The sequence below is a fragment of the Streptomyces sp. NPDC048389 genome, from assembly GCF_040706335.1.
GTDB lineage: Bacteria > Actinomycetota > Actinomycetes > Streptomycetales > Streptomycetaceae > Streptomyces.
Window position 1 is genome coordinate 1 of the sequence record NZ_JBEZKP010000020.1, and the last position, 21,027, is coordinate 21,027.

Consider the following 21,027-nt stretch of genomic DNA (forward strand, 5'->3'; position numbering starts at 1 on the left):
AGCGCGGTGAGGAAAGCCATTCCGGACACCCCCCTCCGGAGGCCCCGCCCCCCGCCACCCACCACCAACACAGCCACGCCCCGCACAGGCGCAGCACACCCGCAGACCCGGCCAGGCCCGACCCGCCCCACGGCCCGCCACACCCACAGACCGGCCAGGCCCGAACAGCCACGGCGCCGAGGCCGCCCGGCGCCCCCGCACCACCCACCAGCGCAGCCACCCCGCCCCACGGCCGGCCACACCCACAGACCCGGCCGCGCCCGACCCGCCACCGGCAGAGCCAGGGCCGCCCGCCCCGGGGCCGTATGGCCGTCGCGGACAACGACAGACGCTCAACACTCCCGATCGGCGCATGCCCGCTGCCCCGCCCCGCACCTAGCCTGCGGAGAAAGACATCAAGCGTCCGGAAACACCCCCAGGAGCCCCGCATGACCGCAATCCCGCAGGAGCGCCGCGTCGTCACCGCCATCCCCGGTCCGAAGTCGATCGAGCTGCAGGCCCGCCGCACCGCGACGGTCGCCGGTGGTGTGGGGTCCGTGCTGCCCGTGTTCACGGCCCGGGCCGGCGGCGGGATCATCGAGGACGTCGACGGGAACCGTCTGATCGACTTCGGCTCCGGCATCGCCGTGACATCGGTCGGCGCGTCCGCAGAGGCCGTCGTGCGCCGGGCGACCGCCCAGCTGCAGGACTTCACCCACACGTGCTTCATGGTGACCCCGTACGAGGGCTACGTGGAAGTGTGCGAGCAACTCGCCGAGCTGACGCCGGGCGACCACGCCAAGAAGTCCGCGCTGTTCAACAGCGGCGCCGAGGCCGTCGAGAACGCCGTCAAGATCGCCCGCGCGCACACCAAGCGCCAGGCGGTCGTGGTCTTCGACCACGGCTATCACGGCCGTACGAACCTCACGATGGCGCTGACCGCCAAGAACATGCCGTACAAGCACGGCTTCGGCCCGTTCGCGCCCGAGGTGTACCGCGTGCCGGTGGCGTACGGCTACCGCTGGCCGACCGGTCCGGAGAACTGCGGCCCGGAGGCCGCGGCCCAGGCGATCGACCAGATCACCAAGCAGGTCGGCGCGGAGAACGTCGCGGCGATCATCATCGAGCCGGTGCTCGGCGAGGGCGGCTTCATCGAGCCGGCGAAGGGCTTCCTCCCTGCGGTCGTGAAGTTCGCGAACGACAACGGCATCGTGTTCGTCGCCGACGAGATCCAGTCCGGTTTCTGCCGCACCGGCCAGTGGTTCGCCTGCGAGGACGAGGGCATCGTCCCGGACCTGATCACCACGGCCAAGGGCATCGCCGGCGGTCTGCCGCTCGCCGCGGTGACCGGCCGCGCCGAGATCATGGACGCCGCGCACGCCGGCGGCCTGGGCGGCACGTACGGCGGCAACCCGGTGGCCTGTGCCGGTGCGCTCGGCTCCATCGAGACGATGAAGGAGCAGGACCTCAACGGCAAGGCACGCCGGATCGAGGAGGTCATGAAGGGCCGCCTGGCCGCGATGCAGGAGAAGTACGCCGACAAGATCGGATGCAGTATCGGTGACATCCGCGGCCGCGGCGCGATGATCGCGATCGAGCTGGTGAAGGACCCGGCGACAAAGGAGCCGAACCCCGAGGCGGCCGGCGCGCTCGCCAAGGCGTGCCACGCCGAGGGTCTGCTCGTGCTGACCTGCGGCACGTACGGCAATGTGCTGCGCTTCCTGCCGCCGCTGGTGATCGGCGAGGACCTGCTGAACGAGGGTCTCGACATTCTCGAGCAGGCGTTCGCGCGCGTCTGACCGGCGGCGACGGAACCGCTCTGTGAAGAAGCTGTGGGGGGCCGATGGCGGGATGGGAATCCGGCTGTCGGTCCCCTTCCGCCTGGCGTACGGTCTCTGCAGATGAGAGATACACCCCGCTCGCAGGAGACTGCGGGCGGTCCCGGGCCGGAGCCTCCCCAGCTCCGACCTGGTCGTGCCCTCGCGCACACCACTGGAGCTTCAGGCTCCGGAACTCCTCACCGATCGGATGGCCGCCCGCCCCAAACCCCCCGGGGCGCGCGGCACACCGGTCCGGCCGGCCATTTCGGAACCACCCCCCCTGTTCCGAGGTGGCCGGCCTCTCGGCGTTCGGGCGCCGCCGTCGGTCTGTGCGTGGTGCTCTTCGCGGTGATCACCTGGCAGGTGGTGGTCGAAGGACCGCTGTTCGCGGCGGACGTGGCGCTGGGCCGCGCCCTGTTCGGCGCCGGGCCCACCGCCGTCGCGGAGCTGTTCGCGGATCTGGGGAACACGGCCGTCGCGCTGCCCGTGGCGGCCGCGGCGGTGGGGTACGTCCTGGTGCGTGACCGACGGCAGTGGCCGGCGGCACTGGCGGCCGTGGCAATGATGGCGGCGGTGCCCGCACTCGTGGTTCCGCTGAAGCTCCTCGTCGCGCGTCCGGCCCCGCTGGAGCCGGGCAGCACCGGCTGGTATCCGTCGGGCCACACGGCGACGGCGATGGTCGCCTACGGAACAGCGGCGCTGCTCGTCACGCCGTATCTGCGGCGGAGGTGGGCGATGCCCGTCGCCGTGGTGCTGACGGCGGCGACGGGCATCGGCCTGGTGCTGCGCGGCTATCACTGGCCGCTGGACGTGGTGGGCAGTCTGTGCCTGTTCGGGGCGGTGCTGCCCTTCTTCAGCGCCTCGGACAGGCGTCGAAGTTCCTCGAGAACTCGTACTGGTTGAAGCGGTCCCAGTTGACGGACCAGGTCATCAGCCGGCGCAGGGCGGGCCAGGTGCCGTGGGTCGTGGCAGGAGCCGCGGTTCGTCGTGTTCATGAGGGGCCGGTCAGCCCTCCGGCCCGCGAGCCATACCGGCCGCCGCCTCATGCATCGCTGGCTCCAGCAGCGAGGGGTCGGTGAGGGCGCCCGACCCGTCGGGGGCGACCAGCGAGCGCACTCCCCCGGCCGCCCGGCCCGAGTACGGCACGACGATCCAGGTGCCGTGCCCCGCGTTCCGCACTCCCGTGCCCAGCCACCGTCCGGCGGTGCCCGGCGGTACGAAGAAGCCGATGCGCGACTCTTCGGAATCGGCCAGGACCGGGCCGGGCCGGCCGACCAGCCGGGTCGGCACGTCCAGCGTGGGAAAGCCCAGTGCGCCCGGGAGGATCAGTACGTCCCAGCGCCGGCCGGCGGGCAGGAGCGCGACTCCGTGCTCGATCCGTTCCCACTCCCACCGGCAGGCGTCCGGATCCGGCGCCACCGCCGCCAGCCATTCCACCGCGTTCCTTGCCCCCGAGCCGCGCGTCTCCTGATCTCCCTCCGTGCCATCAGTACTTCCGCATGAAGGAGAGGAGGGATGCGGCCGTTCCATTACGTGACTTCGGCTGCCCGTCGGGAGTGACCTGCCCCACGCGCACCTGACTGCACCGCGCCGGTCCGGACAGGTACGGTCCGGACCGGCGCGGTGCAGTCAGGTGCGGGGGCCTGACAGGTGCGGTCCGGTCAGCTGTCGAAGCCGAGACCGAGACGGTCCATCGTCCGCAGCCAGAGATTGCGGCGGCCGCCGTTGGCGTCGGCCCTGGCCAGGGACCACTTGGTGAGACCGATCCCGGCCCAGGCCACCGGTTCCGGCGGGAACGGGAGGGGCTTGCTGCGGACCATCTCGAGTTCCGTCCGCTCGGTCCGCTCGCCGGAGAGCAGGTCCAGCATGACGTCCGCGCCGAACCGGGTCGCGCCGACGCCCAGACCCGTGAAGCCTGCCGCGTAGGCGACCCTGCCGGCGTGCGCGGTGCCGAAGAAGGGCGAGAAGCGCGTACAGGTGTCGATGGCGCCGCCCCAGGCGTGACTGAAGCGGAGCCCTTCGAGCTGGGGGAAGCAGCGGAAGAAGTGCTCAGCGAGCCTGAGATACGTCTGGGGCCGGTGGTCCATCTCGGCGCTCACCTTGCCGCCGAAGGGGTAGACCGCGTCGTAGCCGCCCCACAGGATGCGATGGTCGGCCGTGATGCGGAAGTAGTGGAACTGGTTGGCGCTGTCGCCGAGCCCCTGGCGCCGTTTCCAGCCCACGGAGGCGAGTTGGGGGGCGCTGAGCGGCTCGGTCATCAGCGCGTAGTCGTAGACGGGGACGGTGTAGGCACGCACACGCCGGATCAGCGAGGGGAAGACGTTGGTGCCGAGGGCCACCCGGTGGGCGAGGACCCGGCCGTACGGGGTGCGCACGACGATCCCCGGACCGGATGCGGCCAGTCGCAGTCCGGGGGTGTTCTCGTAGATGCGGACACCGAGGTCCAGGCAGGTCCGCTTCAGGCCCCAGGCCAGCTTCGCCGGGTGGAGCATCGCCACACCCTGCCGGTCCCACAGCCCGCCGAGGAAGGTCGGCGAGTCGACCTCCGCCCGTACTGCTTCCGCGTCGAGGAGTTCGAGGCCGGTGAAGCCGAGCCGGGTGGCCTGTTCGTGCATCTCCTGGAGCTCGGCGAGCTGGTGGGGCTCGGTGGCGACGTCGATCTCGCCGGTGCGTTCGAAGTCGCAGTCGATTCCGTAGCGCGCGACGGTCTCCTCGATGGCACCGAGGTTGCGCGCGCCGAGTTCCTCCAGTTTCGTCAGTTCGTCCGGCCAGCGGGCGAGTCCGTTGCCCAGGCCGTGGGTGAGGGAAGCGGCGCAGAAGCCTCCGTTGCGGCCGGAGGCGGCCCAGCCCGCCTCCCTGCCCTCGATCAGGACGACGTCCCGCCCGGGGTCGCGTTCCTTGGCGAGCAGCGCGGTCCACAGACCGCTGTAGCCGCCGCCGACGACGAGGAGGTCGCACCGCTCGTCGCCGGCGAGGGCGGGCAGCGGGTCGGGCTTGCCGGGGTCCTCGAGCCAGAAGGGCGCCGGCCGGGCGTCGGAGAGCGATCGGGCCGTGTTCATGGCTGCTGGGGCCATGGTTCCCACTCCTTCGTGCTACTGCGAAAGCGCGCGTTTCCTGCGGCGGTCGGTGACGATCTGGGCGCCGGCCACGATCAGCACGGCGAGGGCGAACATGGCGGTGCCGATGACGTTGATCTGGACGGGCGTACCGCGTTGCGCCGAGCCCCAGACGAACATGGGGAAGGTGACGGTGCTGCCCGAGTTGAAGTTGGTGATGATGAAGTCGTCGAAGGACAGGGCGAAGGCCAGCATCGCGCCCGCCGCGATGCCGGGGGCGGCGATCGGGAGGGTGACCCGCAGGAAGGTCTGCACCGGTCCGGCGTACAGGTCCCGCGCGGCTTCCTCCAGCCTCGGGTCCATCGACATGACGCGTGCCTTCACCGCCACCACGACGAAGCTCAGGCAGAACATGGTGTGGGCGATGAGGATGGTCCAGAAGCCCAGCTGGGCACCCATGTTGAGGAAGAGGGTGAGCAGCGAGGCCGCCATGACCACCTCGGGCATGGCCATCGGCAGGAAGATCAGCGAGTTGATCGTGCCGCGGGCCCGGAAGCGGTAGCGGACGAGCGCGAAGGCGATCATCCCGCCGAGGACCGTGGCCCCGATCGTCGCCCACAGCGCGATCTGGAGGGACAGGGTGAGCGAGCCGCAGAGATCGGCGACACCGCACGGGTCGCGCCACGCGTCGGTGGAGAACTCCCGCCAGGCGTAGTTGAAGCGCCCGGCCGGCTTGTTGAAGGAGAACACCATCACGACGATGTTCGGCAGGATCAGATAGGCGAGCGTGAGCAGGCCCGCGATGACCACGAGGTTGCGCTTCAGCCAGTTCGTTGCGTGTCGCGGCATCAGACCAGGTCCTCCGTTCCGGCCCGGCGGATGTAGACGGTGACCGTGAGCAGGACGACGGCCATCAGGATGAACGACAGCGCCGCCGCCGTCGGATAGTCGAGAACGCGCAGGAACTGCGACTGGATGACGTTTCCGATCATGCGGGTGTCGGTGGAGCCCAGCAGCTGGGCGTTGACGTAGTCGCCGCTGGCCGGGATGAAGGTCAGCAGCGTCCCGGAGACCACGCCCGGCATGGACAGCGGCAGGGTCACCTTGCGGAAGGTGGTGGACGGCCTGGCGTACAGGTCGCCGGCCGCCTCGTGGAGCCGCGGGTCGATCCGCTCCAGCGAGGTGTAGAGCGGCAGGATCATGAACGGCAGGAAGTTGTACGTCAGACCGGTGACCACCGCGAGAGGCGTGGCGAGGACCCGGTCGCCCGCGGTCATGCCGAGCCAGCTGGTGACGTCCAGGAAGCCGACGGTGTTCAGGACGTCGACCACCGGGCCGCCGTCCGCGAGGATCGTCTTCCAGGCCAGCGTGCGGATCAGGAAACTGGTGAAGAAGGGGGCGATGACCAGCACCAGCAGTACGTTGCGCCAGCGGCCGGCCCGGAACGCGATCAGATAGGCGAGCGGGTAGCCCAGCATCAGGCACAGGGCCGTGGCGGTGCCCGCGTAGAGCAGCGAGCGCAGGAACTGCGGGTAGTACTCGCTGAGCGCCTCCCAGTAGGTGGCGAAGTGCCAGGTGACCTCGTAGCCCTCTTCCAGGGAGCCCGTCTGCACGGACGTCGACGCCTGGTAGACGAGCGGCAGTACGAAGAAGACGACGAGCCACAGGATGCCGGGCAGCAGCAGCCAGTACGGGACCAGTCTGCGGCGCACCGGGGTCCGGTGGACGGGCGGCTGCGCCGGGGCCGGGGAGAGGGGCGGTGCCTCGGTGACGGTCATGCCGTCTCCCCCAGCGTCTCCACACCGGCGTCGATGGCCTGGGCGGCGTTCAGGCCGAAGGTGTGCTCCGGGTTCCAGTGCAGGACGACCTCGGCACCCGGCTCGAGGCCCGCGCGGTGCTCGACGTTCTGTGCGTAGACCTCGAGTCCCTTGCCGGCCGGGCTTTCGACGACGTACTGCGTGGAGACGCCGATGAAGGAGGAGTCGGTGATCCGGCCGGTGACGGAGTTGCGGCCGGCGGGGACGGCGTCCGCGTCGGCGGCGGGGGTGAGGGAGATCTTCTCCGGACGGATGCCGACGCGGAGCCTGCCGCCGGTGGGGGTGGCGTCGGGGCAGCGTCCGGCCGGCAGCCGGAGCTTGCCGCCGCCGGCGGTGACGACGACCTCGCCGCCGGAGTTCCGGACGACCTCGGCCTCGATCAGGTTGGAGGTGCCGAGGAAGTTGGCGACGAACGTGGTCCGCGGGTTCTCGTACAGCTCCGCGGGCGGGCCCAGCTGCTCGACCCTGCCCCCGTTCATCACCGCGACCGTGTCGGCCATCGTCATGGCCTCCTCCTGGTCGTGGGTGACGTGCACGAAGGTGATACCGACCTCGGTCTGGATGCGTTTGAGCTCGAGCTGCATCTGGCGGCGCAGTTTGAGGTCGAGCGCGCCCAGCGGTTCGTCGAGCAGCAGGACCTGGGGGTGGTTGATGAGGGCGCGGGCGACGGCGACACGCTGCTGCTGTCCGCCGGAGAGCTGGTGCGGCTTGCGCCGGGCGAAGTCGCCGAGCTGGACGAGCTCCAGCATGTCGTCGACCTGCTTCTTCACGGACTTGACACCGCGGCGGCGCAGACCGAAGGCGACGTTCTCGTAGATGTTCAGATGGGGGAAGAGCGCGTAGCTCTGGAAGACCGTGTTGACGGGGCGTCTGTGCGGCGGGAGGGCGGTGACGTCCTTGTCACCGAGCCGGACGGTGCCCGTGGTGGGGTCCTCCAGTCCGGCGATCATCCGCAGTGTGGTGGTCTTGCCGCAGCCCGAGGCGCCGAGCAGGGCGAAGAAGGAGCCCTGCGGGACGGTCAGGTCCAGCGGATGGACGGCCGTGAAGGAGCCGTACGTCTTGCTGATCCCGGAGAGGCGGACGTCGCCGCCCGCTTGCTTGTCAGTCATGGGTCGCGATCCCAGGTGTCTCGGGGGAAGGGGACGGTCAGGCGCCGATGAGCTTGGCGAACTTCTCCTCGTACGCCGTCTCTTCCTCTGCGGAGAGCGAGCGGAACGAGTGGGACTTGGCGGCCATGGCCTCGTCCGGGATGATCAGCGGGTTCTCGGCCAGCGCGGGGTCGATCTTGGCGAGTTCGGCGCCGACTCCGGCGACCGGACACACATAGTTGATGTATGCGGCGAGCTGTGCGGCGACGGGCAGCTCGTAGTAGTAGTCGATCAGCCGGGTGGCGTTCTTGCGGTGCCTGGCCTGCGCCGGGACCAGCAGGTTGTCGGTGGCCGTGACGTATCCGGCGGCGGGGATGGCGTACTTGATGTCCGGGTTGTCGGCCTGGAGCTGGATGACGTCACCGGCCCAGGCGAGACAGGCGGCGATGTCGCCCTTGGCCAGGTCCGCGGTGTAGTCGTTGCCGGTGAAGCGGCGGATCTGGTTCTTGTCGACGCCCTTCTGGAGACGGCCGACGGCGGCGTCGAAGTCGGCGTCGGTGAAGGAGGCGGGGTCCTTGCCCATGTCGAGCATGGTCATGCCGACCGTGTCGCGCATCTCGGTGAGGAACCCGACCCGGCCCTTGAGCGACGGGTCGTCGAGCAGCTGGGTGACGGAGTCGACCTTGCGTCCGCGGGTCGCCTTGGAGTTGTAGGCGATGACGCACGGGATGCCGGTCCACGGGTACGAGTAGGCCCGGCCCGGGTCCCAGTCGACGGTGCGGAACTGGGAGGAGAGGTTGGCGTAGGCGTGCGGCAGCAGCGAGGGGTCGAGCTTCTGGGCCCAGCCGAGCCGGATGATCCGGGCCGCCAGCCAGTCGGTGACGTTGATCAGGTCGCGGCCGGTGTCCTGCCCGGCCGCCAGCTGCGGCTGGATCTTGCCGAAGAACTCGACGTTGTCGTTGATGTCCTCGGTGTACTTGACCTTGATCCCGGTGCGCTTGGTGAACGCCGCGAGGGTGGGGCGGCTCTTCCCGTCCTCGCTGGTGTCCATGTACTCGGTCCAGTTGGAGAAGTTGACCTGTTTCTCCTTGTCCGAGTGGTCGTCGGAGTCGGCCGCCCCGCCTTCCCGCTTGGCGGGCGGGATGCCGCAGCCGCTGAGGATCGCCGCACCGCCGGCGGCGAAGACGCCGGCGCCCGAGGCGCGCAGCAGCGAACGGCGGGAGAGGGCCCCCCGTCCGCTGGTCAGGCTGCGCCGCACGGCCGCAAGCTGGGCCGCTGAGAGGCGCTCGGTCTCGTACTGCTCCATGACGCTCTGCCCTTTCGGGTGGATGGCCGCCGGAGGGACGGCCGCCGGCTATCGGCCTTGGAAGATGGTGCGGTGCCAGTCCTTGCGGACCGTGGCGGTGTTGTCGTACATCACGTGCTTGACCTGCGTGTACTCCTCGAAGGAGTACGCCGACATGTCCTTTCCGAAGCCACTGGCCCGGTATCCGCCGTGGGGCATCTCGCTGATGATCGGGATGTGGTCGTTGACCCACACGCAGCCGGCCCTGATCTCGCGGGTGGCCCGCCCGGCGCGGTAGACGTCCCTGGTCCAGGCCGAGGCGGCCAGTCCGTAGGGGGTGTCGTTGGCGAGCGCGATGCCCTCGTCATCGGTGTCGAAGGGCAGCACGACGAGGACGGGCCCGAAGATCTCGGACTGCACGATCTCGCTGTCCTGTGCGGCGCCGGTGACGAGCGTGGGCAGGTAGTAGGCGCCGTTCTCGAGATCGCCGCCGGGCGCCTCGCCGCCGGTGACGACGGTGGCGTAGCCGCGGGCCCGGTCGACGAACGCGGCGACGCGGTCGCGCTGCGCGTGGGAGACGAGCGGGCCGAGATCGGTGGCCGGGTCGAACGGGTCGCCGAGCCGGACCGTCGCCATCAGGTCGGCGACGGCGCCGACGAAGGCGTCGTACAGCGGCCGCTGGACGTAGGCGCGGGTGGCGGCGGTGCAGTCCTGGCCGGTGTTGATGAGCGATCCGGCGACGGCCCCGTGCGCGGCGGCCTCGAGGTCGGCGTCGTCGAAGACCACGAAGGGGGCCTTGCCGCCCAGTTCGAGGTGGAGGCGCTTGACGGTGTCGGTGGCGACGCGTGCGACGCGTTTGCCGACGGCGGTCGAGCCGGTGAAGGAGGTCATGGCGATGTCCGGGTGGCCGACGAGATGCTCGCCGGCGTCCCTGCCCGCGCCGCTGACGATGTTGACGACGCCGTCGGGGATGCCTGCCTCGGTCGCCGCCTGGGCGAACATCAGTGAGGTGAGCGGGGTGATCTCGGCGGGTTTGAGAACGATGGTATTACCTGCGGCGACGGCCGGAAGGATCTTCCACGCGGCCATCTGCAGGGGGTAGTTCCAGGGGGCGATGGAGCCGACCGTGCCGATCGGCTCCCGCCGTACGTAGGAGGTGTGGTCACCGCTGTACTCACCGGCGGACTGGCCCTGGAGATGGCGGGCCGCACCGGCGAAGAAGGCGGTGTTGTCGACGCTGCCGGGGACGTCGAACTCGGTGGTCAGTCTGAGAGGTTTGCCGCACTGGAGCGATTCCGCGCCGGCGAACTCGTCCGCCCGGTCGGCGAGGACCCCGGCGAAGCGGTGCAGCGCGTCGGAGCGCTCTGCCGGAGTGGCTCCGGCCCAGCCGGGCAGCGCGCCCCGGGCGGCCGTGACGGCCGCGTCCACGTCCGCGGTGCCGGCCAGTTCATAGGTGTGGACCGTCTCGCCCGTGGCCGGGTCGACGATGTCCTGGGTGCGTCCCGAGGTACCGGGGCGCAGCCTGCCTCCGATGTACTGCGCACCGGCCGCGAAGCGGTCCTGTGTCCGGTAGCGGTTGCCCATAGCGCTCTCCGTAGTCCCAGCTCGAATTGAGTGCCGATCCTGGCAGAGAGTGACCCATGCAACAAGGGATTCCGTTGTTGCCATTTGATTACGCGACGGAATCGGTCGACCAAGTGTCGTGTCAGCGCGCCTTCGGCAGGACGAGGTGTCAGTGGCGGCTGCCAGACTCGTGTGTCATGGGGATCGACGAGCTGATCAAGCTGACGGCCGAGGGCCGGCGGGTCAAGTACCTGCACTTCTGGGGGCACAGGCCGCGCGGGGACGGCACGCTCGGCGCGAGCTGCCTCAGTCAGTGGTGGCCGTCGCCGTTCGAGGTGGACGGCGTGCGGTACGAGACGGCGGAGCACTGGATGATGGCGGCCAAGGCCCGGCTCTTCGGCGACGCCGAGGCGGAGCGGGCGGCTCTGGCCGCGCGGACACCTGCGGAGGCCAAGAAGGCGGGGCGGCTGGTGCGCGGCTTCGACGACACGATATGGGAGCGCGAGCGGTTCGCCGTCGTGCGCTCGGGCAGTGTTCACAAGTTCGGGCAGGACGCGGCGCTGCGCGGCTTCCTGCTGGGCACGGGGCACCGGGTGCTCGTCGAGGCCAGTCCCATGGACCGCGTCTGGGGCATCGGACTGGCCTCGGACGACGAGCGGGCGCAGGACCCCGCGCGCTGGCGCGGGCTGAACCTGCTGGGATTCGCGCTGATGGAGGCGCGCGAGGAGCTACGCGGCGGCGTCAGCGGGTGACGTCGACGACCAGCTGGTTGGAGTAGCTGTCGTAGTCGTAGTCGTTGTTCTTCTTCTCCTCGTTGATCGCCGTGGTGATGCCCCAGGCGAGCAGCGCGATGACGACGGCCCCGATGACGATGCCGCACACGCCGAGGATGATGCCCGCCAGCGCCATGCCGCCGTTGGTGGCCTCGCCCCGCTGGGCGCGCTTGCGGCCGAGGATGCCGAAGATCAGCGCCAGGATGCCGAGGACGATGGCGACGACGCCGTACAGGCAGAAGAGGCAGACGGAGAGGATGCCGAGCACCATCGCCGTGATGCCCATACCGTTGGCCGGCTGCTGCTGCCACCCGGCGGTCTGGCCGTACCCGGGGTAGCCCGGGTAGCCGGCGCCGTACGGATCGGGGGCACCGTAGCCGGGCGCGCCGGCGGCCGGGGGCTGCGGCATGCTCGGAGCGGCCGGGTAGCCGTAGGCTCCCGCGGAGGGCTGGGCGGGGGCGGGGCCGCCGGGTGCGACGGGCGGCGGCGGTACGGAACCCGTGTCGTCGGCGCCCGGCATCGAGATGACCGTCTGCTGGTCGTGCACGCTCGGCGGCGGGGTCGCCACCGGCTTGTCCATGGGTACGCCGCCGGCGGCGCTGCCGTTCTCCGGCGGAGCCCACGGATCGTTCGGCTGAGGCCCGCCGGGCGGCTGGGCCTGGTTGTCGGACATGGTTCTCCCCCATCGGTGGTCCGGCCATGTTACGGCCTTGGCTTCACGCTCCGGAGCGCCGCCTACGATGATCCCCGGGCACACCACCGCCCGGCACTCAGGACCTGCCCCCGGGCAGGAGCGGCACGCCGTACTCGGAGGAACCGATGACCGATCTGCACCCCTTCGTCGCAGGGCTGCCCAAGGCCGAACTGCATGTGCACCATGTCGGTTCCGCCTCTCCCCGGATCGTCGCCGAACTGGCGGCGAACCACCCGGACTCGAAGGTCCCCACCGATCACGAGGCGCTCGCCGACTACTTCACCTTCACCGACTTCGCGCACTTCATCGAGGTCTATCTGACGGTCGTGGACCTGATCCGCACACCTGACGACGTACGGCTGCTCACCTTCGAGGTCGCCCGTGACATGGCGCGGCAGAACATCCGGTACGCCGAACTGACCGTCACGCCCTTCAGCTCCACCCGCCGCGGCATCGAGGAGAAGGCGTTCATGGCCGCCATCGAGGACGCCCGCAGAGCGGCGGAGACCGAGCTCGGGGTGGTGCTGCGCTGGTGCTTCGACATCCCCGGCGAGGCCGGCCTCGAGGCCGCGGAGGAGACCGCGCGGCTCGCCGTCGACCTGCACCCGGAAGGACTGGTCTCCTTCGGCCTCGGCGGCCCGGAGGTCGGGGTCCCGCGCCCCCAGTTCAAGCCGTACTTCGACCGCGCGATCGCCGCCGGACTGCACTCGGTACCGCACGCGGGCGAGACGACCGGGCCGCAGACCGTCTGGGACGCGCTGAACGACCTGGGCGCCGAGCGCATCGGGCACGGCACCAGCTCGGTGCAGGACCCCGCACTGCTGGCGCATCTGGCCGAGCACCGCATCCCGCTGGAGGTGTGCCCCACCTCCAACATCGCCACCCGCGCGGTCGCCCGCCTCGACGAGCACCCGATCAGGGAGATGGTCGCCGCCGGAGTGCTGGTGACGATCAACAGCGACGACCCGCCGATGTTCGGCACCGACCTCAACAACGAGTACGCGGTCGCCGCCCGACTGCTGGAGCTGGACGAGCGCGGCGTCGCCGCCCTCGCGAAGAACGCCGTGGAGGCGTCGTTCCTCGACCCGGCCGGCAAGGCCAGGATCGTCTCGGAGATCGACACGTACACCACCGAGTGGCTGGCCCGCTGACATGCGCGCGGTGACGGTGGTCGCACACCGGGGTGACCCGTACCGGTTCCGTGAGAACACCCTGCCCTCGCTGCGCTCGGCCCTCGAACGGGGCGGGGACGCGGTCGAGATCGATGTGCGGCTCACCGGCGACGGTGTGCCCGTGCTGCTCCACGACGCGACGCTCAAGCGGCTGTGGAGGCATGACCGGCCGCTGGCGGGGCTCAGGAAGGCCGAGGTCGACTCCCTCACCCATGGAGGTGTGCCGACCCTGCGCGAGGCACTGACCGTCCTCGGCGGGCACCGGCTGATGATCGACCTGCCCGGCGCGACACCGGAGTCGGTGCGCAGGGTGGTGGACACCGTCCGCGACTGCGGCGCCGGCGAGCACGTCTACTACTGCGCGGGCCCCGCGACGATGCTGGCGGTGCGGGCGGCCGACGCCTCCGCGGAGATCGCCATGACCTGGACGACGCTCGCCCCGCCGCGTCCCGTGCTGCTGGAAGCCGTGAAGCCGCGCTGGCTCAACTACCGTTTCGGCCTGGTGGGGCCGGAGTTGACGGACCGTGTGCACCGGGACGGTCTGCTGGTCTCCGCGTGGACGGCGGACACCCGCCGTACGATGCGACGACTGATCGGCTGCGGCGTCGACTCGATCACCACGAACAGGGTCGACGCCCTCAGGGCCGTCCTGGACGACTCGCGCTCCCCGAAGGGACCTCGCAGCTGAGAGACCGGATCCGCACCGACATAGCCCACAACGCCCGTGTCCGGAACTACTGGCTGGGCGGCAAGGACAACTACACGGTGGACCAGGAGGTCGGCAGGCAGGTCGCCGGCATGTTCCCGAGCATCGCCGAAGTGGCCCGAGCCGACCGCGCGTTCCTCGGCCGGTCGGTGTCCTATCTGGCGGCCGAGGCGGGGATCAGGCAGTTCATCGACATCGGCACGGGGCTGCCGACCGCGGACAACACCCACGGCGCAGCGCATCGCGCCCGAGGCGCGGATCGTCTACGTGGACAACGACCCGATCGTGCTGACCCACGCACGCGCCCTGCTCTCCGGTACCCGGGAGGGCGCCACGGAGTACGTGGACGCGGACGCACACGCCCCGACGGCATCCTGCGGTCCGCCTCGCAGACGCTCGACCTGAGCCGTCCCGTCGCCGTGATGATGCTCGGCATCCTCAACTTCGTCCTCGACACCGACAAGGCCCGGTCGATCGTCCGGACCCTGATGGACGCGCTGCCGTCCGGCAGCCACCTGGTGCTCACCCACCCCACCCTGGAGCTCGGTGGCGATGGCAACGCGGAGGCGATGGCGTTCTGGAACGAGAACGCGACTCCGCCCATCACCGCACGCAGCCGCGAGGAGTTCGCCTCCTTCCTCGACGGTCTGGAGATCGTCGAGCCGGGCATCGTCTCGTGTGCGCGCTGGGGCGCGCCGGAGGCGACGGAAGTGGCACAGTTCGGCGCGGTGGGCCGCAAGCCGTAGCAGTCGGTCGGCCGGCCTGTCGCGTCAGGCCGCCGACGGTGCCGGTTCCCGTGCGACGGCGGGCGCCGTCAGCGCCTCGAGCCGCTTGATCCTGCGGCGTACGAGGTACAACGGGATCACCCCGAAGACGCCGAAGGACATGTCCACGACCGACCACCAGAGGGGGATCCCCCTGATGGGGCCGCAGATCAGGGCGAGCGGGATGATCCCGGCGCAGGCGATCATGCCGAACTCCACGACCCAGACGTTGCGGACGGGGTCGCGGTAGGGCCCGTAGAAGGCGACGGCGATCACCAGGTGGGCGAAGGCGAGCCAGTCCGTGCCGTAGAGCACGAAGGGGTACTGCTCCTCTGTGGCGTCGAGCCCTTCCCGTACCCGCTCGATCCACTCCATGAGGCCGGGCAACTGCTCGGGCACGGGCGAGGCGGAGGACTTCAGCAGGCCCTCCAGCCACCGCATCTCCGTCACCAGGGGAAAAGCGGTCACTCCACTGAGCACCAGGCAGACGACGAAGAAGCCCAACCAGACGCGTATCCCCCGCAAGAGGGCTGCTCGCTCGCTCATACGGGCAGCCTACGACAGAAGTGAACACGTTCAAAACGAGGCGTCGCCCCTTCCGGCCGCAGCACGGGCGACGGCAGTCGCGCCCGCGGCCCGCCGCACGACAACGCGCCCGGTGCACGGTGCACCGGGCGCGCAGCGTTTCCCCTGCGGGAGGGGCCGAGGTCAGCCGTCGAGGGACGTCATCACGTGCTTGATGCGCGTGTAGTCGTCGAAGCCGTACGCCGACAGGTCCTTGCCGTAGCCGGACTTCTTGAAGCCGCCGTGCGGCATCTCCGCCACCAGCGGGATGTGGGTGTTGATCCACACGCAGCCGAAGTCCAGGGCCTTGGACATGCGCATCGCCCGCGCGTGGTCCTTGGTCCACACCGAGGAGGCCAGCGCGTACTCCACGTCGTTCGCCCACTCGAGGGCCTGCGCCTCGTCGGTGAAGGACTGCACGGTGATGACCGGGCCGAACACCTCGTTCTGGATGATCTCGTCGTCCTGCTTGAGCCCGGAGACGACCGTCGGGGCGTAGAAGTACCCCTTGTCACCGACCCGCTGTCCGCCCGCCTCGACCTTGGCGTGCGCCGGCAGCCGGTCGATGAAGCCGGTGACCTGCTTCAACTGGTTGGCGTTGTTCAGCGGACCGTAGAGCACGTCCTCGTCGTCCGGGGCGCCCGTCTTCGTCTCCGCCGCCGCCTTGGCCAGCGCGGCCACGAACTCGTCGTGGATCGACTCGTGCACCAGCACGCGGGTCGCCGCGGTGCAGTCCTGGCCGGCGTTGAAGAAGCCCGCCACGGAGATGTCCTCGACGGCCTTGGCGATGTCGGTGTCCTCGAAGACCACGACCGGCGCCTTGCCGCCGAGCTCCAGGTGGACGCGCTTGACGTCCTTGGCCGCGGACGCGGCGACCTGGATGCCCGCCCGCACGGAGCCGGTGATGGAGGCCATCGCGGGGGTCGGGTGCTCGACCATCGCGCGGCCGGTGTCGCGGTCGCCGCAGACGACGTTGAAGACGCCCTTGGGCGCGATCGCGCCGATGATCTCGGCCATCAGCACGGTCGACGCGGGCGTGGTGTCGGACGGCTTCAGCACGACGGTGTTTCCCGCGGCGAGCGCCGGGGCGAACTTCCAGACGGCCATCATCATGGGGTAGTTCCACGGCGCGACCTGCGCACAGACGCCGACCGGCTCACGGCGCACGATCGAGGTCAGGCCCTCCATGTACTCGCCCGCGGAGCGGCCCTCCAGCATGCGCGCGGCGCCCGCGAAGAAGCGGATCTGGTCCACCATCGGCGGGATCTCTTCGGTGCGGGTGAGCCCGACCGGCTTGCCCGTGTTCTCCGACTCTGCCGCGATCAGGTCCTCCGCCCGCTCCTCGAACGCGTCGGCGATCTTGAGTAGCACCTTCTGCCGCTCGGCGGGCGTGGTGTCGCGCCAGGCGGGGAAGGCAGCCGCGGCAGCGTCCATGGCGGCGTCGACGTCGGCCTGGCCGGAGAGCGGCGACGTGGCGTACGCCTCGCCGGTGACGGGGTTGACGACATCGATCGTCCGGCCGTCGGCGGCGTCCTTGAACTCCCCGTTGATGTAGTTGCGCAGTCGACGCAGCTCGGTGGTCACTGTTGCCACCCCTCCTGTCGTGTCCGATGGGTGAGACACCCCACCCTAATCGCTTCGCAGCGCTTTTCAACAGGTCCTCCACTCTGCAACTTCGGATTCAGTGAAGTTTAACCCTCTCCACAACGAATTTCATCGGTCAGGGCTTGCCAGACAGACGAGTCGCGGTGCACAGTGAGGTTGTGGCCAGTCGTAGCGCAGACTCCAGGAACGGGACCGCAAGTGGTTCGTCGACCCCGACGATCGACGCGGTCTCCCTCGCGATCATCGAACAGCTCCAGGAGGACGGTCGCCGTCCGTACGCCGCGATCGGCAAGGCCGTGGGCCTCTCCGAAGCAGCCGTGCGGCAGCGCGTCCAGAAGCTGCTCGACCAAGGCGTGATGCAGATCGTCGCCGTCACCGACCCGCTCACCGTGGGCCTGCGACGCCAGGCGATGGTCGGCATCAAGGTCGAGGGTGACCTCGACCCCGTGGCGGACGCGCTGACGGCCATGGCCGAATGCGAGTACGTGGTGATGACCGCGGGCTCGTTCGACCTCATGGTGGAGATCGTCTGCGAGGACGACGACCACCTGCTCGAAGTGATCAACAAACGGATCCGCGCGCTCCCCGGCGTGCGCTCCACCGAGAGCTTCGTCTACCTCAAGCTCAAGAAGCAGACCTATATGTGGGGAACCCGATAGCCGTGAGCAAGGACCGCAGCGACCTGTCAAAGTCCGCCTACGACCACCTGTGGATGCACTTCACCCGCATGTCGTCGTACGAGCACGCACCCGTGCCCACCATCGTGCGTGGCGAGGGCACCTACATCTACGACGACAAGGGCAAGCGCTACCTGGACGGCCTCTCCGGCCTCTTCGTGGTCAACGCGGGCCACGGCAGGCACGAGCTCGCGGAGACCGCCTACAAGCAGGCCCAGGAGCTCGCGTTCTTCCCCGTGTGGTCGTACGCCCACCCCAAGGCCGTCGAGCTCGCGGAGCGCCTCGCCCACCACGCGCCGGGCGACCTCAACAAGGTCTTCTTCACCACCGGCGGCGGCGAGGCCGTCGAGACCGCCTGGAAGCTCGCCAAGCAGTACTTCAAGCTCCAGGGCAAGCACACCAAGTACAAGGTCATCTCCCGCGCGGTCGCCTACCACGGCACCCCGCAGGGCGCCCTGTCGATCACCGGCCTGCCCGCGCTCAAGGCCCCCTTCGAGCCGCTGGTCCCCGGCGCGCACAAGGTGCCGAACACCAACATCTACCGCGCTCCGATCCACGGCGACGACCCCGAGGCGTTCGGCCGCTGGGCCGCCGACCAGATCGAGCAGCAGATCCTCTTCGAGGGCCCCGAGACCGTCGCCGCGGTCTTTCTCGAGCCGGTGCAGAACGCGGGCGGCTGCTTCCCGCCGCCGCCCGGGTACTTCCAGCGGGTCCGCGAGATCTGCGACCAGTACGACGTGCTGCTCGTCTCCGACGAGGTCATCTGCGCCTTCGGCCGGCTCGGCACGATGTTCGCCTGCGACAAGTTCGGCTACGTACCGGACATGATCACCTGTGCCAAGGGCATGACCTCGGGCTACTCCCCGATCGGCGCGTGCATCGTCTCCGACCGCCTCGCGGAGCCCTTCTACCAGGGCGACAACACCTTCCTGCACGGCTACACCTTCGGCGGACACCCGGTCTCCGCGGCCGTGGGCCTCGCCAACCTCGACATCTTCGAGCGCGAGGGCCTCAACCAGCACGTCCTCGACAACGAGGGCAACTTCCTCTCCACGCTGCAGAAGCTGCACGACCTGCCGATCGTCGGCGACGTCCGCGGCAACGGCTTCTTCTACGGCATCGAGCTCGTGAAGGACAAGGCCACCAAGGAGTCCTTCAACGACGAGGAGACCGAGCGCGTCCTGTACGGCTTCCTCTCCAAGGCGCTGTACGACAACGGCCTGTACTGCCGGGCCGACGACCGGGGCGACCCGGTCGTCCAGCTGGCGCCGCCGCTGATCTCCGACCAGTCGACGTTCGACGAGATCGAGCAGGTCCTGCGCGGCGTCCTCACCGAGGCGTGGACGAAGCTCTAGACCCGCCGGGGCCGGGACCGTGTCCGGCCCCACCTCCGGCGCCCGCAGGCGCCGGCCCGCGGCCCGGGTACCTCCATCCGAGTGAGATGGACGGTGCCCGGGCCGCGTGCTTCCCCGGAGCCCGGCAGTGACTCCTTAGCGTGCCCAGTGACCGATCGGCCCTGTCTTCGTTCCCCCGTACGGGGGGCCGGAAATCTGATCAGAACCGAGGTGTACGTCATGGTGGCCCCGCCGGACAATGATGTGATCTGGGCTCGCTCCCTGCACCACGCCCACCGCGGCTCCCCTGCCCTCGTCGGCGTGTCACTGGGCGTGCGCGAGGGCGAGATCCTCGCCGTGCACGGTGCGCGCGGCAGCGGTAAGACCACGCTCCTGCAGTGCCTCTCCGGCCGGCTCGTGGCGCAGCAGGGCGAGGTGTGGTTCAACAGCACGCCCGTGCACACCATGCCCGCCATGGTCCGTGAGCGTTTGCGGAGGGACCGTTTCGGCTGGATCGACCCGGAGCCGACGCTTGTACCGGAACTGAAGGCGTGGGAGAACGCGGCCCTGCCGCTGCTGCTCGCGGGTGTCTCCCGCCGGGCCGCGAAGACGACCGCGATGGAGTGGATGGAGCGCCTGGACATCGGCCCGTGCGCGAGCAAGCGCCCCCGGGCACTGCTCCGGGCCGAGCAGCAGCGGGTCGCCGTCGCACGGGCCCTGGTCGTCACCCCTTCCGTGATCTTCGCCGACGAGCCGACTGCGTCGCTGCACAGCATCGACCGGGCGCACGTCCTGCGTACGCTCGCCGCCGCCGTCCGCTCGCACCGGATCACCATGGTCCTCGCCACGCACGAAGCGGACGTCGCGGCGATCGCCGACCGCACGATCACGCTCGCCGACGGACGGCGCGTGGGCTCCCTTCCGGCAGCGGACGCGGAAGGCCGGGCCTCCGCGTGCTCGCTCTCCGTCTAGCCCTCGGGGCACATCCGCTGGTACTCCTGCGCCGTCTGGTGGTGGCGGCGGCATCGGCGGGTGTCGGCTTCCTGCTGCTGTGCACGCTGATGTACGCGCTGTCGCACCCCGGAGACCCGGCCGCCCTGGTGCGCCTGCTGTGGTGCGGGCTGCCACTGGCCGCGACGGTGTACCTCGCGGTGGCCGTGGCCCGTACGGACCCGGGGACCCGGCCGCGGCCCGGCCTCGCCGCCGTCGGGCTCGGGCCCGTACGGCTCACGGCGCTCGCGGTGGTGTCCACCGCGCTGTCCTGCACCCTCGGCAGCATGGTCGCGCTGCTGTTCTTCCTGCATCTGCGGGGCGACCTGACGGGCCTGCCGTTCGACGGGGCCGCGGCCGAACTCCTCGCCGCGGACCTGTCGCTGCCGCTGCCCGCCACCCTGACGCTCCTGGCACTCGTACCGCTCCTGGCCACGGCGGCGGCCGCGGTGGTCCTGCGGCCGGGCTCCGCGGCGCCCGACGCGGAGGAGCCGGACGCCACCCCGGCCGGGCTGCCCTGGGGCGTCGCACTCGTCGCGGCCGGCCTGGCCGTCGAGACGTACACGAGCGCCACCCGCGCCAACGGGCAGCCGGCCGGAGTGCTGGTGGGCTGGACCCTCACGGCCATCGGCCTCTGGCTCGCCGGCCCGGCCGTCGCCCACCTCTGCGGCCGCCTCCTCCAGTCCACCCGGCCCGGCGCGACCCGCCTGCTGGCCGGCCGCATCCTCATGCACGAGTCCCGGCGCATCGGCCGGCCGCTCGGCGTGATGTGCGCGGTGGCCTCCGGTGCGGTCGCGGCCACGGCCGCGTACGGCTCCGCCCCGCGGCCCTGGGGGCCGATGTCGGCCCTGGGCGCGACGCTGGTCGTCGCCTGCACGGCGGCGACGCTCCTGACGTCCGCGCTCGAGGCCCGAGAGGCCCGCTCGGAGGCGACGACGACGCTGCAGACCCTGGGCGCCCCGGCGACGATTCTGCGCCAGGCGGCGGCGCTGCGGGCGGGCATCCTCGTGACGGTCTTCGTCCCCCTGACCCTCACGGTGGGCGCGCTCGCGGCGGCGCCGCTGACCCGCTGAACCGTTTCGGACGCGGGCGCCCACCGGCCCACCGGTTCCGACGCGGCCGCCCACCGAACCACTTCCG

The 21,027-nt window shown here is 70.4% G+C and carries 19 protein-coding genes and 1 pseudogene; 10 read left to right on the forward strand and 10 right to left on the reverse strand.

Annotated elements, in window-relative coordinates; translation table 11 throughout:
* The first annotated feature begins 428 nt into the window (after window positions 1-428).
* Together gabT and AB0903_RS16285 are read left to right on the forward strand one after the other, a co-directional pair.
* The gene (gene gabT / locus AB0903_RS16280; RefSeq protein ID WP_366703217.1) at window positions 429-1,778 is read left to right on the forward strand and encodes a 4-aminobutyrate--2-oxoglutarate transaminase; all 1,350 of its coding nucleotides are present in this window, start codon (window positions 429-431) and stop codon (window positions 1,776-1,778) included.
* A 354-nt stretch (window positions 1,779-2,132) separates the two neighbouring features.
* Window positions 2,133-2,702, forward strand: coding sequence for a phosphatase PAP2 family protein (locus AB0903_RS16285; protein WP_366703219.1), 570 nt, complete (start codon window positions 2,133-2,135; stop codon window positions 2,700-2,702).
* 102 nt (window positions 2,703-2,804) lie between these two features.
* Here AB0903_RS16285 and AB0903_RS16290 read toward each other — a convergent pair whose 3' ends face one another.
* From AB0903_RS16290 to AB0903_RS16320, 7 genes are all read right to left on the reverse strand, one after another.
* Window positions 2,805-3,236, reverse strand: a complete 432-nt coding sequence (locus tag AB0903_RS16290; protein WP_366703221.1) for a hypothetical protein — start codon at window positions 3,234-3,236, stop codon at window positions 2,805-2,807.
* A 224-nt stretch (window positions 3,237-3,460) separates the two neighbouring features.
* On the reverse strand, window positions 3,461-4,873 hold the full coding sequence (locus AB0903_RS16295) for an FAD-dependent oxidoreductase (RefSeq protein WP_366703223.1): 1,413 nt from the start codon (window positions 4,871-4,873) through the stop codon (window positions 3,461-3,463).
* An 18-nt stretch (window positions 4,874-4,891) separates the two neighbouring features.
* On the reverse strand, window positions 4,892-5,704 hold the full coding sequence (locus AB0903_RS16300) for an ABC transporter permease (protein ID WP_366703225.1): 813 nt from the start codon (window positions 5,702-5,704) through the stop codon (window positions 4,892-4,894).
* The gene (locus tag AB0903_RS16305; protein ID WP_366703227.1) at window positions 5,704-6,633 is read right to left on the reverse strand and encodes an ABC transporter permease; all 930 of its coding nucleotides are present in this window, start codon (window positions 6,631-6,633) and stop codon (window positions 5,704-5,706) included. Before AB0903_RS16305 ends, AB0903_RS16300 begins: the two co-directional genes overlap by 1 nt.
* Complete coding sequence (locus AB0903_RS16310; RefSeq protein ID WP_366703229.1) at window positions 6,630-7,781, reverse strand: ABC transporter ATP-binding protein; 1,152 nt, start codon at window positions 7,779-7,781, stop codon at window positions 6,630-6,632. The genes AB0903_RS16305 and AB0903_RS16310 overlap by 4 nt, the downstream gene beginning before the upstream one ends.
* Before the next feature lie 37 nt (window positions 7,782-7,818).
* Entirely contained in the window at window positions 7,819-9,066 is a 1,248-nt protein-coding gene (locus tag AB0903_RS16315; protein ID WP_366703231.1) for a spermidine/putrescine ABC transporter substrate-binding protein, read from the reverse strand.
* A 48-nt stretch (window positions 9,067-9,114) separates the two neighbouring features.
* A complete protein-coding gene (locus tag AB0903_RS16320) occupies window positions 9,115-10,629 on the reverse strand; it encodes a gamma-aminobutyraldehyde dehydrogenase (protein WP_366703233.1) in 1,515 nt (504 codons plus the stop codon).
* A 176-nt stretch (window positions 10,630-10,805) separates the two neighbouring features.
* On the opposite strand from AB0903_RS16320, the gene AB0903_RS16325 reads away from it, so the two are divergent.
* Window positions 10,806-11,360: an NADAR family protein gene (locus AB0903_RS16325; RefSeq protein WP_366703235.1), complete on the forward strand. Its 555-nt coding sequence runs from the start codon at window positions 10,806-10,808 to the stop codon at window positions 11,358-11,360.
* Here AB0903_RS16325 and AB0903_RS16330 read toward each other — a convergent pair.
* A complete protein-coding gene (locus tag AB0903_RS16330; RefSeq protein ID WP_366703237.1) occupies window positions 11,350-12,054 on the reverse strand; it encodes a DUF4190 domain-containing protein in 705 nt (234 codons plus the stop codon). The two genes, AB0903_RS16325 and AB0903_RS16330, sit on opposite strands and share 11 nt — an antisense overlap.
* A gap of 146 nt (window positions 12,055-12,200) precedes the next feature.
* Here AB0903_RS16330 and AB0903_RS16335 point away from each other — a divergent pair, with 146 nt between their 5' ends.
* From AB0903_RS16335 to AB0903_RS16345, 3 genes and pseudogenes are all read left to right on the forward strand, one after another.
* Window positions 12,201-13,226, forward strand: a complete 1,026-nt coding sequence (locus tag AB0903_RS16335) for an adenosine deaminase (protein ID WP_366703239.1) — start codon at window positions 12,201-12,203, stop codon at window positions 13,224-13,226.
* Between the two features lies 1 nt (window position 13,227).
* Window positions 13,228-13,935 carry a glycerophosphodiester phosphodiesterase gene (locus AB0903_RS16340; RefSeq protein WP_366703241.1) on the forward strand — a complete coding sequence of 236 codons (708 nt, stop codon included), beginning with the start codon at window positions 13,228-13,230 and terminating at the stop codon, window positions 13,933-13,935.
* A pseudogene (locus AB0903_RS16345) lies at window positions 13,932-14,699 on the forward strand (SAM-dependent methyltransferase). The gene AB0903_RS16340 and the pseudogene AB0903_RS16345 overlap by 4 nt, the downstream one beginning before the upstream one ends.
* 24 nt (window positions 14,700-14,723) lie before the next feature.
* On the opposite strand, the gene AB0903_RS16350 reads toward AB0903_RS16345, so the two are convergent.
* Together AB0903_RS16350 and AB0903_RS16355 are read right to left on the reverse strand one after the other, a co-directional pair.
* The gene (locus AB0903_RS16350; RefSeq protein ID WP_366703243.1) at window positions 14,724-15,263 is read right to left on the reverse strand and encodes a hypothetical protein; all 540 of its coding nucleotides are present in this window, start codon (window positions 15,261-15,263) and stop codon (window positions 14,724-14,726) included.
* A gap of 162 nt (window positions 15,264-15,425) precedes the next feature.
* Window positions 15,426-16,865: a gamma-aminobutyraldehyde dehydrogenase gene (locus AB0903_RS16355; protein ID WP_366703244.1), complete on the reverse strand. Its 1,440-nt coding sequence runs from the start codon at window positions 16,863-16,865 to the stop codon at window positions 15,426-15,428.
* Between the two features lie 164 nt (window positions 16,866-17,029).
* Between AB0903_RS16355 and AB0903_RS16360 the strand changes: the two genes are divergently transcribed.
* The 4 genes from AB0903_RS16360 (at window position 17,030) to AB0903_RS16375 (ending at window position 20,960) form a co-directional block, all read left to right on the forward strand.
* Window positions 17,030-17,545, forward strand: a complete 516-nt coding sequence (locus AB0903_RS16360) for an Lrp/AsnC family transcriptional regulator (RefSeq protein ID WP_366703245.1) — start codon at window positions 17,030-17,032, stop codon at window positions 17,543-17,545.
* Window positions 17,530-18,918 (forward strand): aspartate aminotransferase family protein, encoded by a 1,389-nt coding sequence (locus AB0903_RS16365; RefSeq protein WP_366703247.1) that lies wholly within the window; start codon window positions 17,530-17,532, stop codon window positions 18,916-18,918. Before AB0903_RS16360 ends, AB0903_RS16365 begins: the two co-directional genes overlap by 16 nt.
* Window positions 18,919-19,137: 219 nt before the next feature.
* Window positions 19,138-19,869, forward strand: coding sequence for an ATP-binding cassette domain-containing protein (locus AB0903_RS16370; RefSeq protein WP_366703249.1), 732 nt, complete (start codon window positions 19,138-19,140; stop codon window positions 19,867-19,869).
* Complete coding sequence (locus AB0903_RS16375) at window positions 19,851-20,960, forward strand: hypothetical protein (RefSeq protein WP_366703251.1); 1,110 nt, start codon at window positions 19,851-19,853, stop codon at window positions 20,958-20,960. Before AB0903_RS16370 ends, AB0903_RS16375 begins: the two co-directional genes overlap by 19 nt.
* Window positions 20,961-21,027: the final 67 nt, after the last annotated feature.